Below are 16,545 nucleotides of genomic sequence, written 5' to 3'. Positions count from 1 at the left end.
CAAAATGGAGGCTCAGGCAGCGCCCAGAGAAGCGGCGGCGCGGTCGAGGCGGCTGACGGCCTCGGCGATTTCCGCATCGGTGATGGTCAGGGGCGGCAGCAGACGCACGACGTTGTCGGCTGCGGGCACCACGATCACTTCGTGAGCGTAGCCTGCGGTGACCACGTCGGCGGGCGCGCGCTTGCATTTCAGGCCCAGCATGAGGCCCGCGCCGCGCACCCCTTCGAAGACGTCGGGGTGCGACGCAATCAGCCCTTCGAGCTTCTGGCGCAAAAGGCCCGCCTTGCGGTTCACCTCGGCCAGGAAATCGGGATCACTGACGATGTCCATGACCGCGCAGCCCACCGCACAGCCGAGGGGATTGCCGCCATAGGTGGAGCCGTGGGTGCCTGCGGTCATGCCCGATGCCGCGTTTTCGGTGGCCAGCACCGCGCCGAGGGGGAACCCGCCGCCGATGCCCTTGGCCACCATCATGATGTCCGGCGTGATGCCCGCCCATTCATGGGCGAAGAGCTTGCCGGTGCGTCCGACGCCGCATTGCACTTCGTCGAGGATCATCAGTATGCCATGTTCGTCGCACAGATCGCGCAGCCCTTTCAGGCAGGCATCGGGCAGCGGGCGGATGCCGCCCTCTCCCTGCACAGGCTCTACAAGGACCGCGCAGGTCCTGTCGGTGATTGCCGCCGTCAGCGCGTCGTGGTCGCCGAATTCGAGGTGGACGAAGCCCGGGAGCAACGGGCCGAAGCCCTTGGTCATCTTCTCCGACCCGGCGGCCGCGATCCCGGCGCTGGAGCGGCCGTGGAACGACCCCGAGAAGGTGATGATCTCGACCCGCTCTGGCTGGCCCTTGTCGTAGAAATACTTGCGCGCCATCTTGACCGCCAGCTCGCAGCTTTCGGTGCCGGAGTTCGTGAAGAAGACCGTATCCGCGAAGGTCGCATCCACCAGCTTGTCCGCCAGCGCCTGCTGTTGCGGTATCTGGTAGAGGTTCGATGTATGCCACAGCGTGTTCGCCTGATCCGTCAGCGCGCGGGTCAGGGCCGGATGTGCGTGGCCCAGCGCGTTCACCGCGATGCCTGCCCCGAGGTCGAGAAAACGTCGTCCGTCAGCCTCGACCAGCCAGCTGCCTTCGCCTTTGACAAAGCTCAGGGGGGCACGGGAATAGGTGGGCAGAACAGAAGAGATCATCTGGATCGTCCTTTGCGGGAAAGCAGGCGGCGAAAAATGGCAGGAAGCCACGGGCAGGCTGCGGGGTCAAGCTGGATTAGGGAGCGGTGCGGTGCACCAATGGGATCACACCCGCGACGGGCGCGGGCCGGACGGCGGGTCAGCGACGGCGTCGTCGCGAGGGAATATGCGTCAGCGTGATCATGGATGTCGTTGTGACAGCGCCGCGTGTCGCAGGCAAGACCAAAACATCTGCACTTGCCCCGGTGATGCAATCCGGCAATAGGCTGCGCCCATGTTTGTCCCTGTCCCCAAGAACAATGCGCTGGCCGCACTGCTGATCGTGATCGCGACCGCTTTCATCGCCGCCACCACACTGATGGCCAAGGCGCTTGGCACCGACGCGCTGGGCCCGCCGCTGCCAGCCGTGCAGATCAGCCACGGCCGGTTTCTGTTCGCTTTCATCGCCCTGGGCACGGTGGCCGCGATCGTGCGGCCGGTGCTGGAGCGACCGCACTGGCGGCTGCATATCGCCCGCACCTCCTTCGGGTGGGCCGGCGTCACGCTGATGTTCGCCTCTGTCGCCTTCATCCCGCTTGCCGACGCGACGGCGATCTCGTTTCTCAACCCGGTCTTTTCGATGATGCTGGCAATCCCGCTTCTGGGCGAGCGGGTGGGCCCGGTGCGCTGGTCGGCCGCCGCCTGCGCGCTGGTCGGCGCGGCAGTGCTCTTGCGCCCCACATCGCAAAGCTTCGAGCCTGCGGCCTTGCTGGCGCTCGGGGCCGCCGTGGTGATGGGGCTTGAGCTAATCTTCATCAAAAAGCTTGCGGGGCGGGAAAAGCCGTTCCAGATCCTTCTGGTCAACAACCTGATCGGGCTCGCCATCGCGACAACCGCCGTTTTGCCCTTCTGGCAGGCGCCCACCCCTGCGCAATGGGCAACGCTGGCGGCGCTCGGGGCGTGCATGGCGATGGCGCAGACCTGTTTCGTCAACGCCATGGCGCGGGCGGATGCAAGTTTCGTCGCGCCCTTTTCCTACAGCACGCTGGTCTTTGCCGCGCTCTACGATGCGGCGATATTTTCCGTGCGTCCGGACGGTGTTTCGGTGCTCGGTGCGGGCATCATCCTGTGCGGCGCAATATGGCTGGCGCTGCGAGAAGCGCGGGTCAAAAAGCAGCTACCGCGCCCGCCGACGGCTGTCTGACGCCTTGCACCTGCCCGCCGAGTGATTAGTATAAGGGCTTGTTGTTGACAAAGCGGTCCGGTACGGGCCGCTTTTTACACTAGGGAAGCATTCATGTCCTGGACCGATGAGCGCGTCGAGATACTCAAGAAAATGTGGGGCGAAGGTCAGTCCGCCAGCCAGATCGCCAAAGAACTGGGTGGGGTCACCCGCAATGCGGTGATCGGCAAGGTGCACCGGCTGGGCCTGTCCAACCGCGCGACATCGGCCACCGCCGCGAAACCCGAAACCAAGGCCAAGCCACCCAAGGCCGAACCGACGGCAAAGGCGGCACCCGCCGCCGAGGCCAAGGAGGAGGTCGAAGCCGAGGCCGCACCGGAGAAGCCCGAGCTCAAGACAGAGCCCGCGATCCCTGTGCAGACCGGCCTGCCCGCACGCAAGCAGATCATTCCCGCAGGACAGCCCCTGCCCCCGCAGCCGTCGGCGAATGAAATCAGCCCCGAAGCGCTGGCCAAGGTCAACGAGATCGAGAAGAAGGCCAAGAAGCTGTCGCTGATGGAACTGACCGAGCGGACCTGCAAATGGCCTGTCGGCGATCCGGCGACAGAGGACTTCTGGTTCTGCGGCCTGCCGGTCAAGGCGGGCAAGCCCTATTGCGAGGCCCACGTCGGCGTGGCCTTCCAACCCATGAGCGCACGGCGCGACCGCCGCCGCTGATTGCGCCCGCCCGCGCCGTCGCGGAGCGACCAACGGATTGGTGAATTGCGCAGGCCGGGCGCCTGTGGTCTTTGGAAAGGCAATCGCTTTTCCATTGGGAGTGTCCGATGTCCCCATCCACGATCCGCGCGTCCGATGCCCTTGCCATTCGTCTTTACGATGCGGGATGCAGATACGCCTTCGGCATGCCCGGCGGAGAAGTCCTGACGCTGGTTGACGCGCTGGAGGCGGCGGGCATCCGGTTCATCCTGTGCAAACACGAAAATGCGGCGGGTTTCATGGCCGAAGCGGCCTGGCACCAGACCGGTGCGCCCGGCATCCTTGTGGCGACGCTGGGTCCGGGGATCCTCAACGGGGTGAACGCCATCGCCAACGCCGAACAGGACCGCGTGCCGCTGATCGTGCTGTCGGGCTGTGTCGATGACCACGAGGCGCAAACATATACCCACCAAGTACTCGACCAGCAGGCGGTGCTGCGCCCGATCACCAAGGCCAGCTTTCGCTTCACAGCGGGCGCGGCCCATGTGATCGCCGACAAGGCCGTGGCCATCGCGCGGGAGGGCCGCCCCGGCCCCGTCCATATCGATGTACCGATCACGGTCGCGGATACTGCCGTGCGCGCGATCCAGCCCGCGCGACGGGCCGACAGCGGGCCGACCGCCCCCGCCGGCGACGCGCTTCGGTCCGCGCGCGACTGGCTGGGCGACGCACGCCGCCCCGTGATCATCGCCGGCGTCGATGCGATGAACGAAAACGCGGGCACGGCCATCACGGAATTTGCCGAACGCTTCGGTATCCCGGTGATCACCAGCTACAAGGCCAAGGGCCTTCTGGACGAGACGCACCCGCTTGCGCTCGGGGCGGCGGGGTTGTCGCCGCGCGCGGACGAGGTGCTGCTGCCCTTCGTGCGGTCCGCCGATCTGGTCCTTTGCGTGGGCTATGACCCGATCGAGATGCGACCGGGCTGGCGCGATGTCTGGGATCCGCGCGAGACCCGCGTGATCGACATCACCGCCGCGCCGAACCACCACTACATGCATCAGGCAACATTGCCGGTCACGGCAGATTGCGCGGCAAGCCTTGCGGCCATCGGTGACGGGGTCACTGCCCGCGCGACCTGGCCCGGAGGCGAGGTGGCAGCGCTTAGGGCGGCGCTTGCCGCGGCCTTTCCGACCGATGACGCGTGGGGGCCTGCGGCAGTGATCGACACCTGCCGACGCCTCCTGCCGCGTGACACCATCGCCACCGCCGACAGCGGCGCGCACCGGATATTGCTCAGCCAGATGTGGACCTGCACACAGCCGCGCGGGCTGTTGCAGTCTTCGGCGCTGTGCACGATGGGCTGCGCCGTACCGCTCGCCATCGGCAGCGCGCTTTGCGCGCCCGACCGGACGGTCGTTTCCTTTTCCGGCGATGCCGGGTTCCTGATGATCGCCGGAGAGCTTTCGACCGCGCGGGAGCTGGGCCTCGCACCGATTTTCGTGGTGTTCGTCGATGCCTCGCTGGCGCTGATCGAGCTGAAACAACGCCAGCGACAGCTGCGCAATGCCGCGGTCGACTTTGGCCAGCATGAATTCGCGGCCATCGGGCGGGCTTTCGGCGGCGGCGGACACCGCGTGCGCAGCCGTGCAGAACTGGAAACCGCGCTTGAAGACGCCCTCCAAAGCGACACGTTCACCGTGATCGCCTGTGAAATAGAGAAAGGAAGCTACGATGGACGCATCTGACACCCCCGGAGCGCTCGACGGGCTTTTCGTTCTCGACCTCAGCCGCATTCTGGCCGGGCCTACGGCCACGCAGATGCTGGGCGATCTGGGGGCCACGGTGATCAAGGTGGAAAACCCCAAGACAGGCGGCGACGACACGCGCGGCTGGGGTCCGAACTATGCGCGCAACGCCGATGGCACGCGGTCTGACCTCTCTGCCTATTTCATGTCCTCGAACCGCAACAAGCGCTCTATCGCGGTCGACATCTCGACCGAGGAAGGACAGGCGACGATCCGCGCGCTTGCCGCACGCGCCGATGTGGTGATTGAGAACTACAAGCCCGACGGGCTGAAGAAATACGGGCTGGACCACGCAAGCCTGCGCGCGATCCACCCCGATCTCGTCTATTGTTCGATTTCCGGCTACGGGCAAACCGGCCCCAACCGCGATAAGCCGGGCTATGATCTGATGGCGCAGGGTTTCGGGGGCATCATGTCGATCACCGGCGATCCCAAAGGTGCGCCGATGAAGGTGGGCGTCGGAATCGCGGATGTCATGTGCGGCATGTACGCGACCATCGGCATCCTTGCCGCGCTGCGCCACCGCGACCGCACCGGCGAAGGGCAGCATATCGATCTGGCACTGGTCGATGCCTCGATGGCGTGGCTGATCAACGAGGGCCTGAATTTCCTGACCTCCGGCGACGCGCCGGAACGGCGCGGCAATGCGCATCCCAACATCGTGCCCTACGACACGTTCGAGACCGCAGACGGCCACTTCCTGCTTGCGGTCGGCAATGACGCGCAATTCGCGCGGTTCTGTGATGTCATCGGCTTGCCGGACTGCGCGTCGGACCCGCGTTTCACGACCAATCTTTCGCGAATTGAAAACCGCGACGCGCTGATGGAGCTGATCCGCCCGCCCCTGCGCCGCTGGACCAAGGCCGATATCATCAATGCCCTGTCCGCGGCCAAGATCCCCGCCGGTCCGATCAATACAATCGCGGAGTCGCTGACCAGTGAACAGGCCAGCGCACGGGGCGCGGTCAGGCAGGTCGCGGCCACAGGCTTCGATACCGCCGAGCTGAGCCTTCTCGGCAATCCGCTAAAATTCTCGGCCACACCCGTCACATTCCGCCGCCCACCCCCGAGGTTCGGACAGGATACCGACGAGGTTCTTGAAACATGGGTGCACAACAAACATTCAGAAGAGCAATAATCTGCTCAACCTATCGGCGAATTATGGCAGATTGGCGCTTATTTTCACGTTGCCGTGACGTGCGCCGGTACATGCCCTCACGAAACGGCTTATTCCTTTCACATTGGCGTGTGAGCAGGCCCGGCAGCGTTTGTCGGGCCCCTGGCATGCGGTAGCTTTCGGGTAAGACGGGCACAGGCGATGCCCTTCCGACAGTCCTTTTGAAGGGGTCAGCCGTGACCAAGACCGACATCTGCTTTTGCCCCGTCACCCTGACGACAGACGCCGCGCTGCGCGACTGGAACGGCGTGATTCACGCCCTTCTGAGCCACGGCACCCGCACACCCGAATACCTCGGGCGAGTGATGGACGCGGAGCCTGAGTTTGCCATGGGCCACGCGGCGCGCGGATTGTTCTGCCTGATGACAGGCCGCGCAGAGGTGATCGCACCGGCAAGGGGCGCATTGGCCAAGGCGCAATCGCTGGCGCAACTGCAATCGCTCACGCCCCGCGAGACTGGCTGGATCAAGGCGCTCGAGCATTGGCTGCACGGGCGCCCCAGCGCGGCCATCGGCGAGATCGAAAAGATCCTGAGCCGCTGGCCAGAGGATACCTTGTCGGCCAAGCTCAGCCACGGGATCCGCTTCATGATCGGTGACAGCCACGGGATGCGGCGCTCGGTCGAACGGGTCCTTCTGGCGCATGGCCCGGACCATGCCTGCCGGGGCTATCTTCTGGGGTGTCACGCCTTCAGCCTCGAAGAGACCGGCGACTACAGCCAGGCCGAACGGACCGGTCTGGAGGGTTTGACCTATGCGCAGGACGATGCCTGGGGGCTGCATGCCGTGGCGCACGTCCACGACATGACCGCCCGGTCGCAGGACGGCATCGCGCTGATCGAAGATCATTTTTCCGCATGGTTTGGCGCGAACAACTTTCGCTATCACGTCTGGTGGCACAAGGCGCTGTTGCACATGGATCTGGGCCAGACGGACGTTGTCCTCGGTCTTTACGACGCGCAGATCCGCGCGGACAAGACCGATGACTACCGCGACATCTCGAACGCGACATCGCTGCTGATGCGGCTGGAGCTCGAAGGGGTCGACGTGGGCAGGCGCTGGGAGGAACTGGCCGATCTTTCCGAGGCGCGGGTCGAGGATGGCTGCCTTGTCTTCGCGGACCTGCATTACATGCTGGCCCTCGTCGGTGCCGCGCGCGGACCGGCCCGCGAGGCGATGACCGCGCGCTTTGCCCGCGACGCCGCGAAACCGGGCGAGATGCCCTCGCGCGTCGATCATCCGGGACAGGCTGCACTGGCCGGACTGAACGCATTTTCCGAAGGACGCTACGACGAGGCATTCCGAAATCTTGCCCACGCACGGCCCGCCATGCAGACCATCGGCGGCAGCCATGCCCAGCGCGACGTATTTGAACGTATGACCATCGATGCGGGCTTGCGCGCCGGGCGCTATGACGCCACAGAGACGATCCTGAAGGACCGGCTTTACCTGCGCGGCGGTCGCTTCGACCGATTCGCGACCACCCGGTTCGAACAGCTGAACCGCGCGCGCCGCATTCCCGCGCAATAGACCGGACCCTGTCTCCCAAATGACGCTTGCTACACCTGATACAATGCCCCTGCCCGCCAAGGCGTCGGTCGCGGCTGCTGCGAATGCCACGACCCGCGCCCGCGATCTGCGGCTCGATTTCTTCCGCGGCATCGCGATGTTCATCATCCTCATCGCCCACACGCCGGGGAACTTCCTGACCCTATGGATTCCCGCCCGCTGGGGCTTTTCCGACGCGACCGAAATCTTCGTCTTCTGCTCGGGCATGGCGTCGGCCATCGCCTTTGGCGGCGCGTTTCAGAAGGCCGGTTGGGTGATGGGAACCGCACGGGTCGCCTTCCGGATCTGGCAGGTCTACTGGGCGCATATCGCGCTGTTCTTCGCAACGGCCGCGCTGTTGGCGGCGATCGATCTCTACGGCGGATATGACAAGACCTATATCGGCTCGCTGAACCTGTGGAAATTCTTCGAAGATCCCGCCGCGCCGCTCGTCGGGCTGTTCACGCTAAGCTATGTGCCGAACTATTTCGATATCCTGCCGATGTATATGGTTGTGCTTGCGATGATGCCGATCGTCATGGCGCTGGCCCGTGTAAACGTGGGACTGGTTTTCGTCTTCATGGGTCTTGTCTGGCTCGGGGCGCAGGACTGGCTACTGGGTCCGGCGCATCTTTCTTTCCCGGCCGAACCGTGGTCGGACCGCAAATGGTTCTTCAATCCGTTCGCGTGGCAGCTGATCTTCTTCACCGGCTTTGCGTTCATGCGCGGCTGGCTGCCGAAACCGCCTGTCTCGATGCTTCTGGTCTGTCTCGCGGCGGCGGTCGTGATCGCGAACATCCCGCTCAGCAATATCGGTGTGCGCGCGGTCGAGCGTGACTGGTTCTTCGCCACCGATGGCGAGAACCCGGTCATTCAGGCGCGGCTTGCCATGCTGCCCCTGATCGACAAGACCGATTTCGGGGTGTTCCGTTATCTGCATTTCCTGTCGCTGGCCTATCTGGCGTGGGTGATCGCCGGTGACCGCGGCGACAATCTGCTGCCGCGCGGGGATGGCGCATTCGCGCGGGCGTGGGAGGTGGTCCTGCGCGTGGTCCTCAAGGTCGGGCAGCAGTCGCTGGCGGTGTTCGTGGTCTCGATGTTCACGGCGCGGGTGATGGGCTTTGTCATGGACCTTGCCGGACGTGAGATAGCGACCGTCTGGTTGGTCAACTTCGGTGGCGCGCTTGTCCTTGTCGCGACCGCCTATGGCGCGGGCTGGTTCAAATCCGCCCCCTGGAAGAGAAAGCCCGCCTGATGCTGCGCCGCGATGTTCTAAAGGCGCTCGCCGCCCTCACGCTTGCCCCCCGGATCGCTATGGCAGGCGATGCGCCGCTCCGGACCGGCGCTGCGGAGCCGTTCAACGACCAGACCGTGCTGCGCCGTGCCCGTGCGCTGGCGGCGTCTGAATATACCCCCCGCCCGACGATCCCGCCGGAGTGGCAGGATATGGAATACGACACCTATCGCCAGATCTGGTTCGACACGCGCAATGCGCTCTGGGCCGGTTCGGGCGGCCCGGTCGAGGTGGATGTCTTTCCCCCCGGCCTCTATTTCCCGCGGGCTGTCGAAATCCACACTGTCAGCGACAACATGGCCGCACCGGTCCTGTTCGACATGGAGGCGTTCGACCACACGGACCAGTTTCCCGACCTGCCCCTGAACGACGCCATGGGGTATTCGGGCCTGCGCCTGCGCGGCGATCTGCTGCGGGACGGCAAATATACCGAATATGCCGTGTTTCAGGGAGCCAGCTATTTCCGCGGTATCGGCACCGGTGAAACCTACGGGCTGTCGGCGCGCGGTCTTGCGATCAAGACCGGCGACCCCATGGGCGAGGAGTTTCCCGACTTTACCGCATTCTGGATCGAGAAACCCGGTCGGACGGATGCCGCCGTGGTGGTCCACGCGCTGATGGACAGCCCCAGCTGCACCGGGGCCTACCGCTTCGAGATCACACCCGGTGAACGCCTGCGGATGGAAATCGACGCCACGATCTTTGCCCGCGAGGCATTGGACAATATCGGGATCGCGCCGCTGACCTCGATGTTCCTGTTCGATGCGACGATGCGCGACCGGTTCTCGGACTTCCGGCCCAATGTGCACGACAGCGACGGGCTGCTGATCCACAACGGCGCGGGCGAAGTGCTTTGGCGACCGCTCGCCAATCCCAGAACCCTGCAAATCAGCGCCTTTGCCGATACCTCGCCGAAGGGCTTCGGCCTGATGCAGCGCAAGCGCGACTTCGGTGCGTTCAACGATCTCGAAGCCCTTTACCACAACCGTCCCTCTGCGTGGATCACCCCGCGCGGCGACTGGGGTGCCGGTGCGGTGACCCTTGTCGAGATCCCCGCCGATCTGGAGATCTACGACAATATCGTCGCCTTCTGGCAGCCCGCCACGCCGATCCCGGCAGGCGGCGAGCAACGCCTGCGCTACGCGCTGGACTGGGCGGCCGATCCCGCGCCCGCCACACCGCTCTTGCCGGTGTTGCGCAGCGCGATGGGGGGCCGGATGGAGGGCGGGCTGGTGATCGTGATCGATTTCGAGAACGGTGATGCGATGCCCGAGGATATGGATGCCATCGAGGTCACCCTGCGCAACAGCCACGGGCGGATCGCTGCGCCGATTTTGCAGCGCAACCCTGAAACCAACGGCCCGCGTCTTGCGTTTACCTTCCATCCTGACGACGCGGCGTTTGCGGAATTCCGTGCCCAGCTGCGCGTCGGCGATGCCCCTTTAAGCGAAATCTGGCTGTACCGATGGACCCCTGCGTGAGCGATAGCACCCCTCCCCTGCGCGAAGATATGCCGCCCCTCTCCCCGCTGGCTGCGGAACCACAGGTGCTGGCGCGTGCGCCCGAGCGGCGCAGCTCGCCCCACGCGGCCCCCGCGCGCAGCGGCTTTTTCTGGCGGCTGGCGACATTTCTGCCCGCGATGATCGGGACCGGACTGTTGATGTTCGGCCTGTTCAGCTGGCTTGCACGGGACGGGATGACGGGGCTGGAATGGATGTTGCTGACGATGATCGGCGCGACCTTCGTCTGGGTTGCCCTGTCGGTCAGTACCGTTGCGGTCGCCATTGCCGGTCTGCTGGCCCGTGCGGGGGCCGATGACCGCCCGCCCGCGCAGGTGGCAGGCATAGACACGGCGCTGCTGGTCCCGATCTACAACGAGGTGCCACGCGACGTTTTCGGGAACGCCGCCGCGATGCTGGCCGATCTGGTGACCCGTCCCGCGCCGCACCGCTACGCCTTGTTCATCCTGTCAGACACCCGCGACGAGGAGATCGCCGCTCAGGAATGGCAGGCCTTCACCACCCTCAAGCGCGAGGCCCCTGCCGGGATCGCGGTATATTACCGGCGCAGGGCCGAGAACACGGACAAGAAGGTCGGCAATATCGCCGACTGGACCCGCCGCTGGGGCGGGGCCTTCGAAGGGATGGTCGTGCTGGATGCCGACAGCCTGATGACCGGGCGCGCCATCGAGCGTCTGGCATCCGAACTCTCGACGGACCCGGATGCAGGCCTCATTCAGACCTTCCCGATGCTGATCGGCGCGCGGACGGTTTTCGCGCGCCTGCAGCAGTTTTCGAACATCGCCTACGGGTGGCTTCTGGCGGAAGGTCTGGCCACCTGGGCCCGGACCGAAGGCAACTACTGGGGTCACAACGCGATCATCCGCACACGCGCCTTCGCGGAATCGGCGATGCTGCCGCATCTGCACGGTCGTGACGGGCGCGAGGATCTGATCCTGAGCCACGATTTCGTCGAGGCGGGCCTGCTGCGGCGCGCCGGATGGGGTGTGCGGTTCCTGCCGCGCGTCACCGGCAGCTTCGAAGAGACCCCGGCAACGCTCATCGACTATGTGATCCGCGACCGCCGCTGGTGCCGCGGCAACCTGCAACACCTGCGTCTGCTGGGCACAGCGGGCCTGCATCCGGTGTCGCGGTTCCACCTGTTCCACGGCGCGGTCAGCTATCTTCTGAGCCCGGCGTGGTTCTTTCTGCTGATCGTCTGGGCGCTGCTGGGCAAGGATCACGAAACCAACGTCATCCGCTATTTCAACGAGACCAATCCGCTGTTTCCCGACTGGCCCCCCGCGATGAGCCACATCGACAGCGCGGTGTTTCTGGTCATCATGTACGCGCTGCTGCTGACGCCAAAGATCGCGGGGGCTGCGATTATTGCCGCGACGCCGCGCGCGGCACGGGTTTTCGGGGGCAGCCGGGCGTTTCTGGGCGGGGTTCTTGTCGAGGTGGCGCTGTCCATCGCCTATGCCCCGATCATGATGATCCAGCAGACCAAGGCGGTGCTGCGCACGATGACCCGCGCGCCCGAGGCATGGGCACCGCAGGCGCGGGACGCCCGCCAGCACAGCCTGCGCACGCTCTTGGGCTTTCACTGGGTCGAAACCGCACTGGGCCTGGTGCTTCTGGCGGGGCTTTTTGCCGGGCTGATTTCACTGTGGCTGGTGCCGATCGTTGCCAGTCTCGTTCTGGCGGTGCCGCTTTCGGCGCTGTCGGGACGCGATATCGCCCGTCACCTGCCCGCCATGCTGCGCCTCGACAGTCCCTACACGCTGCGCGAGCCGCCGATCCTGCGCCGCGCAATGGCGCAGCGGCACCACATGGCACTGGCGCTGGCCCATTCGCAGCCCGTGCCCGCAGAGTAGGCGGGGGCTCCTCCACCCCTTATCGGGGTGTCCTCGCAGGGGCCGCGCATATGCCCACGGCAAACATGGAAACACCCGCCGGAGGACCGGCGGGTGTTTTTCACAGGCGAAGCGCGAGAGCCGCAGGGATCAGGACGTGACCTGTTCGCGCAGGATCGACGCCGTCAGCGACAGCATGAGATAAATCCCTCCGAAGATCAGGAAGGCGAGGATCGTGTTCTCGAACTTGCGCGGATAGCTCGGCTCGTCACTGGGGACGGGACGCACGGCGACCGTCAGATAGCGCACCTGCCGCACCGCTTCGGTGCGCGCCGCCTCAAGCCCCGTCTGGGCAAGCTGCATGTTCGCATCCGCATTCACCAGATCGGCCTGCGCCAGTTGCAGCGTCACCGCCTGCCGCGCCAGCGAGTTTTCCCCGGCGGTTGCATTGTTGAGCTTGTCGTTCAGCTGGTCCAGCTGCGCCTCCAGCCGGCGCACATCCCCCTGCACACCGTCCACCTTCGCGCGGTTCGGGCGCGGGTTGTCCATCAGCGCGGCGAGTTCGAGCTGCTTTTCGATCAACAGCGTCTCGTACTGGGTGATCTGGGACCGGATCGCACCGATGACCGCTTCGGGATCCACCCCGTTCGCCACCTGAAGCTCGATCAGCCGCTGCTGCGCGTCACGCCTGTTCCGCATCGCGGTCTCGTAGGCGGCCTGCGCGTCGCGCATCCCGTCCTCGCGTTTCTGCTGGCTGAGGTTGTTGACCCGCTCCTCGGCGTATTTCAGCAGTCTTTCGGAGAATTGAGTGGCAACCTCGGGATCAGTGGCGATGACTTCCATGCGGATCACGCCCTCGGTCGGATCATATCCGATCTTGATGTTCTTCTTGTAGAGCTTGTAGGCCTCTTCATTGGTCGGATTGGCGTTCAGGCGCTGGATCGGGTCGATGCTTTCATCGGTGAAATGCGCTTTGAATCCGGCATCCTCGTCGAGGCGCAGCATCGCGTCCTTCGATTGCAGGTAGGCCTGTGTGGCGATGCTGTCGGCGCTGTTAGCGAACTGTGTGGGAAGAAGGCCGCCCAGCGGGCTCTGGCCACCGCCGCCTTCGTTCTGGATGATCAGGAACTGGCTGTCGGTCGCGTACATGGGTGTCGCGATCTTGTAGAAGTAGTACCCCGCGATGAAGGTCGGGATCAGCACAAAGAACGCCAGACGCACCATCAGCAGGCCCATCTTGCGGCGGCGGCGCTGCGTGATGTCGCGCTGAATTTCCGAAATCTCGCGCATCCGGCGTTCCATCGGACTGGCGGTTTCCGTGGATGGCAGGTTGCCGCGGCCCATCGGTACGGTCTGCGGCAGCTGAACGTTGCCCTTGCCGTCCGCCCCGCTTCGCGCGGGCAGGCCGGGGGTTTCGCCCTCGCCCTGCTGCGGCACCACGAGTTCGAGCATGTTGGAGCGCTGGAACGGATCAATCCCGCGTTCGCGCAACAGGCGCACCGCATCGAAATCCGACGTCGCGGGCAACCCGTGCTTTTGCGCCACCCGGCGCGCCATGCGCAACTGGCGCCCCGTCAGCCCCTCGCGGCGGATCGCGTCGATATCAAGCTCGCCGCTGACTTCGGACGCGGAAGCGACATCGCCGGACTTCGCGGCCGCGCTTTCGGGCTGCGGCGCGGCGGGCTTCTCGGTGGCTTCGGGCGCTTTCGCATCCGCCGCCGGCGAGGGCGTGACCAGCGGCTTGGCCGGCCTTTCTGCGACAGAGGGCTTGGCCGGCGCTTCGGCGGCGGGCGTCGGGGCTTCCGTCGTTGCTGACGGGCTGCGCTTGATGCGGAACTTTCTAGCTTTGGGTTTGGTAGTCATAGAGCCGTTTCGCTTCTTCCAAGCTATCGAAGACGTTCAGCTGGCCGTTCATCAGAACCGCCGCCGAGCGCGCAAATTTCTCTAGCGTTTCGGGCTGGTGCGAGACGATGATGATCGTCGTCGTACGCAGCCGTTCCTGCAGGATTTCGCCTGCCTTTCTATTGAATTCCACATCCGTGGTCGCCGGCATCCCCTCGTCGATCAGATACATATCGAAATCGAGGGCGAGCAACAGCGCGAAAGAAAACCGCGACCGCATCCCGGAAGAATAGGTGCCGACGGGCTGGTCGAAATATTCGCCGAGCCCACACAGCCAGCGGCAGAAGCTTTCGACATAGTCGGGGTCCAGACCGTAGAGGCGCGCGATGTAGCGCGCGTTCTCCATCGCGGAGACCTTCGACACCACCCCGCCCATGAACCCCAGCGGGAAGGAGATCTTGCAATCGCGCACGATCTCTCCGTCGTCGGGCTTCTCAAGGCCGGCCATCATGTTGATCAGGGTCGTCTTGCCCGTGCCGTTCGGGGCTAGGATGCCCAGGGAATTGCCCAACTCCACGCGGAAAGACACCTGGTCAAGAATGACCTTGTGTTGCGTGCCAGTCCAGAAGGACTTGGAAACGTTGCGAAATTCCAGCATTGCGCGCCTGCTCCGGTTCGGCTTGCGGGTAAGAAAATGCCCCTCTTCGGGGGATTGAACCACCCTACTATCAGCCGATCTTGACCATATTATGTCTCAATCGGAAACAAATGTACAACACGCAGAAGCGCGAAACGCGCGGCTTTGCGGGGGCATCCGAACTGGCCCTTCGCGCCGGTTGGATGCGGGTCGGCGGCGGCAGGACGCGGCGTGCCTGCCCCGGCCTTTCGCGCGGCTTCGCCGGAAGCGAGCCGGCCCGTCGCCCAGCGCGCCAAATCCCTACGCAAGCGGCGCCCCTGATGGTGCAGGGGAAAGGCGAGCAGCCGGTGCCCGCCTTCCCCGTGGCCCTTGGAAAGGCCGCTGCGCCACCTACCTCGGGCAGGATGAAGGATATCCGCGCGCCCCTGAGCGCTTGCACCCTGTGTTCAGAGCGTTTTGCCAAGACCGCCACTGGCCATCGGCCCAATCCGGTGGTCTGGTTCGAACCCGGTGCGCGGCTGCTGATCGCCAGTCAGGCCCCGGGGATGAAGGTGCATCGCGCCAATACCCCCTTCTGGGATGCCTCAGGGGTACGCCTGCGGTCGTGGTTGGGTCTTGACGAGGACGCCTTCTATGATCGCAGCCGGGTGGCGATCGTGCCGATGGCGTTCTGTTTTCCGGGCTATGACGCAAAGGGGTCGGACCTGCCGCCGCCGCCCGTCTGCTGGAAGACATGGCGCGCCGACGCGCTGGCGATGCTGCCCGACATTCGCCTGACCGTGCTGATCGGAGGTCACGCGATGCGCTATCACCTGCCCGGTTTCACCAAGGTGACCGATGCGGTGCGCGGCTGGCGCGACCATCCGCCTGGCGTCTTCGCCTTGCCGCACCCGTCATGGCGCAATACAGGGTGGCTGAAGAAAAACCCGTGGTTCGAGGCCGAGGTCATCCCCCGCCTGCAAACCGCCGTTGCCGAGGTGATGCAATGACCGAGACACCGCTCGACCGTGCCCATGCCGCCATGATGGCGGATGAATCCGACGATACCGCGCGTTTGCGGTTCTACGAACGCATGGCAGATATCGAGGTCTATCTGCTGCTGGAGCGCGAGCCCGATGGCGACCAGATCGAGCCACAGGTGCTGGACCACGAAGGGGCAGCGTATCTGCTGGCCTTCGACCGTGCCGAGCGGCTGGCGGAATATGCGGGTGCATCGGCCTCCTACGTCGCGCTTTCGGGGCGCAATGTGGCAGCGATGCTTGAGGGCCAGCCCTTTGGCATCGCGCTGAACCTCGGTGTCGCGCCTTCGTCCATCCTGCTGCCTGACACCTCGGTCGCGTGGCTGCGCGACACCCTCAGCCAGGAGGCCGGCGAGGTCGAGGCACGGATCGAAACCGTGTTGCCGCCCAAGGGCCTTCCAGAAAGCCTGATCGAGGCAATCGACGCCAAGCTGGCTACGGCCACCGGCATGGCGGCGAACGCCTGGCTGGTCGGCGTCACCTACGAGGGCGGCGGGCGCGGGCATCTTCTGGCCTTTGTCGATGCCATCCCCCGCGCGCAACAGGCGCTGGTGCGCGCCGCGTCCGAAGCGCTGACATTCTCGGGGATCGAGGCGGGCGCGATGGACGTGGGGTTCTTCAACCACACCGACCCGGTGGTACAGAAACTGATGAAGGTCGGCTTGCGCTTTGATCTGCCACAGATGGAAGCCCTCCAGAAAACGCCGCGTATGCCCGGAAGCGACCCCGACAGCCCGCCCAAGCTTCGCTAGGGGCCGATCAGGCGCGGTCTCACGGCGCTGTCACATCGCCGCGAGGTCACACGGTTTCTGTAGGCTGG

At 65.0% G+C, this 16,545-nt stretch carries 13 protein-coding genes; 10 read left to right on the top strand and 3 right to left on the bottom strand.

Annotated features, from left to right (window positions below):
* Window positions 1-12: 12 nt before the first annotated feature.
* Entirely contained in the window at window positions 13-1,188 is a 1,176-nt protein-coding gene (locus tag ABMC89_RS14815; protein WP_349569268.1) for an aspartate aminotransferase family protein, read from the bottom strand.
* A gap of 274 nt (window positions 1,189-1,462) precedes the next feature.
* Here ABMC89_RS14815 and ABMC89_RS14810 point away from each other — a divergent pair, with 274 nt between their 5' ends.
* The 8 genes from ABMC89_RS14810 (at window position 1,463) to mdoH (ending at window position 12,248) form a co-directional block, all read left to right on the top strand.
* Window positions 1,463-2,371, top strand: coding sequence for a DMT family transporter (locus ABMC89_RS14810; RefSeq protein WP_349569266.1), 909 nt, complete (start codon window positions 1,463-1,465; stop codon window positions 2,369-2,371).
* Between the two features lie 93 nt (window positions 2,372-2,464).
* Complete coding sequence (locus tag ABMC89_RS14805) at window positions 2,465-3,067, top strand: GcrA family cell cycle regulator (protein WP_349569264.1); 603 nt, start codon at window positions 2,465-2,467, stop codon at window positions 3,065-3,067.
* A gap of 107 nt (window positions 3,068-3,174) precedes the next feature.
* The gene (locus ABMC89_RS14800) at window positions 3,175-4,794 is read left to right on the top strand and encodes a thiamine pyrophosphate-binding protein (RefSeq protein WP_349569262.1); all 1,620 of its coding nucleotides are present in this window, start codon (window positions 3,175-3,177) and stop codon (window positions 4,792-4,794) included.
* The gene (locus tag ABMC89_RS14795) at window positions 4,781-5,992 is read left to right on the top strand and encodes a CaiB/BaiF CoA transferase family protein (RefSeq protein ID WP_349569260.1); all 1,212 of its coding nucleotides are present in this window, start codon (window positions 4,781-4,783) and stop codon (window positions 5,990-5,992) included. Before ABMC89_RS14800 ends, ABMC89_RS14795 begins: the two co-directional genes overlap by 14 nt.
* 215 nt (window positions 5,993-6,207) lie before the next feature.
* On the top strand, window positions 6,208-7,560 hold the full coding sequence (locus ABMC89_RS14790; protein ID WP_349569258.1) for a tetratricopeptide repeat protein: 1,353 nt from the start codon (window positions 6,208-6,210) through the stop codon (window positions 7,558-7,560).
* 43 nt (window positions 7,561-7,603) lie between these two features.
* Complete coding sequence (locus ABMC89_RS14785; RefSeq protein WP_349569256.1) at window positions 7,604-8,833, top strand: OpgC family protein; 1,230 nt, start codon at window positions 7,604-7,606, stop codon at window positions 8,831-8,833.
* Complete coding sequence (locus ABMC89_RS14780) at window positions 8,833-10,353, top strand: OpgD/OpgG family glucan biosynthesis protein (protein WP_439655669.1); 1,521 nt, start codon at window positions 8,833-8,835, stop codon at window positions 10,351-10,353. The genes ABMC89_RS14785 and ABMC89_RS14780 overlap by 1 nt, the downstream gene beginning before the upstream one ends.
* Entirely contained in the window at window positions 10,350-12,248 is a 1,899-nt protein-coding gene (gene mdoH / locus ABMC89_RS14775) for a glucans biosynthesis glucosyltransferase MdoH (RefSeq protein WP_349569252.1), read from the top strand. The genes ABMC89_RS14780 and mdoH overlap by 4 nt, the downstream gene beginning before the upstream one ends.
* Window positions 12,249-12,377: 129 nt before the next feature.
* On the opposite strand, the gene ABMC89_RS14770 is transcribed toward mdoH, so the two are convergent.
* Complete coding sequence (locus ABMC89_RS14770; protein ID WP_349569250.1) at window positions 12,378-14,090, bottom strand: capsule biosynthesis protein; 1,713 nt, start codon at window positions 14,088-14,090, stop codon at window positions 12,378-12,380.
* Window positions 14,068-14,727, bottom strand: coding sequence for an ABC transporter ATP-binding protein (locus ABMC89_RS14765; protein WP_349569248.1), 660 nt, complete (start codon window positions 14,725-14,727; stop codon window positions 14,068-14,070). Before ABMC89_RS14765 ends, ABMC89_RS14770 begins: the two co-directional genes overlap by 23 nt.
* Before the next feature lie 383 nt (window positions 14,728-15,110).
* Here ABMC89_RS14765 and ABMC89_RS14760 point away from each other — a divergent pair, with 383 nt between their 5' ends.
* On the top strand, window positions 15,111-15,695 hold the full coding sequence (locus ABMC89_RS14760) for a uracil-DNA glycosylase family protein (protein ID WP_349569246.1): 585 nt from the start codon (window positions 15,111-15,113) through the stop codon (window positions 15,693-15,695).
* Complete coding sequence (locus ABMC89_RS14755) at window positions 15,692-16,477, top strand: SseB family protein (protein ID WP_349569244.1); 786 nt, start codon at window positions 15,692-15,694, stop codon at window positions 16,475-16,477. The genes ABMC89_RS14760 and ABMC89_RS14755 overlap by 4 nt, the downstream gene beginning before the upstream one ends.
* Window positions 16,478-16,545: the final 68 nt, after the last annotated feature.

Origin of the sequence: Sulfitobacter sp. HNIBRBA3233 (assembly GCF_040149665.1) — a bacterium.
Classification (GTDB): Bacteria; Pseudomonadota; Alphaproteobacteria; order Rhodobacterales; family Rhodobacteraceae; genus Sulfitobacter; species Sulfitobacter marinivivus.
This window is presented reverse-complemented; position numbering and strand designations above follow the sequence as displayed.

Coding starts and splice junctions, on each gene's coding strand:
- ABMC89_RS14815 (WP_349569268.1), bottom strand. CDS start 1,188: ATGATCTCTTCTGTTCTGCCCACCTATTCCCGTGCCCCCCTGAGCTTT.
- ABMC89_RS14780 (WP_439655669.1), top strand. CDS start 8,833: ATGCTGCGCCGCGATGTTCTAAAGGCGCTCGCCGCCCTCACGCTTGCC.
- ABMC89_RS14785 (WP_349569256.1), top strand. CDS start 7,604: ATGCCCCTGCCCGCCAAGGCGTCGGTCGCGGCTGCTGCGAATGCCACG.
- ABMC89_RS14760 (WP_349569246.1), top strand. CDS start 15,111: ATGAAGGATATCCGCGCGCCCCTGAGCGCTTGCACCCTGTGTTCAGAG.
- ABMC89_RS14800 (WP_349569262.1), top strand. CDS start 3,175: ATGTCCCCATCCACGATCCGCGCGTCCGATGCCCTTGCCATTCGTCTT.
- ABMC89_RS14795 (WP_349569260.1), top strand. CDS start 4,781: ATGGACGCATCTGACACCCCCGGAGCGCTCGACGGGCTTTTCGTTCTC.
- ABMC89_RS14755 (WP_349569244.1), top strand. CDS start 15,692: ATGACCGAGACACCGCTCGACCGTGCCCATGCCGCCATGATGGCGGAT.
- ABMC89_RS14805 (WP_349569264.1), top strand. CDS start 2,465: ATGTCCTGGACCGATGAGCGCGTCGAGATACTCAAGAAAATGTGGGGC.
- ABMC89_RS14810 (WP_349569266.1), top strand. CDS start 1,463: ATGTTTGTCCCTGTCCCCAAGAACAATGCGCTGGCCGCACTGCTGATC.
- ABMC89_RS14770 (WP_349569250.1), bottom strand. CDS start 14,090: ATGACTACCAAACCCAAAGCTAGAAAGTTCCGCATCAAGCGCAGCCCG.
- ABMC89_RS14765 (WP_349569248.1), bottom strand. CDS start 14,727: ATGCTGGAATTTCGCAACGTTTCCAAGTCCTTCTGGACTGGCACGCAA.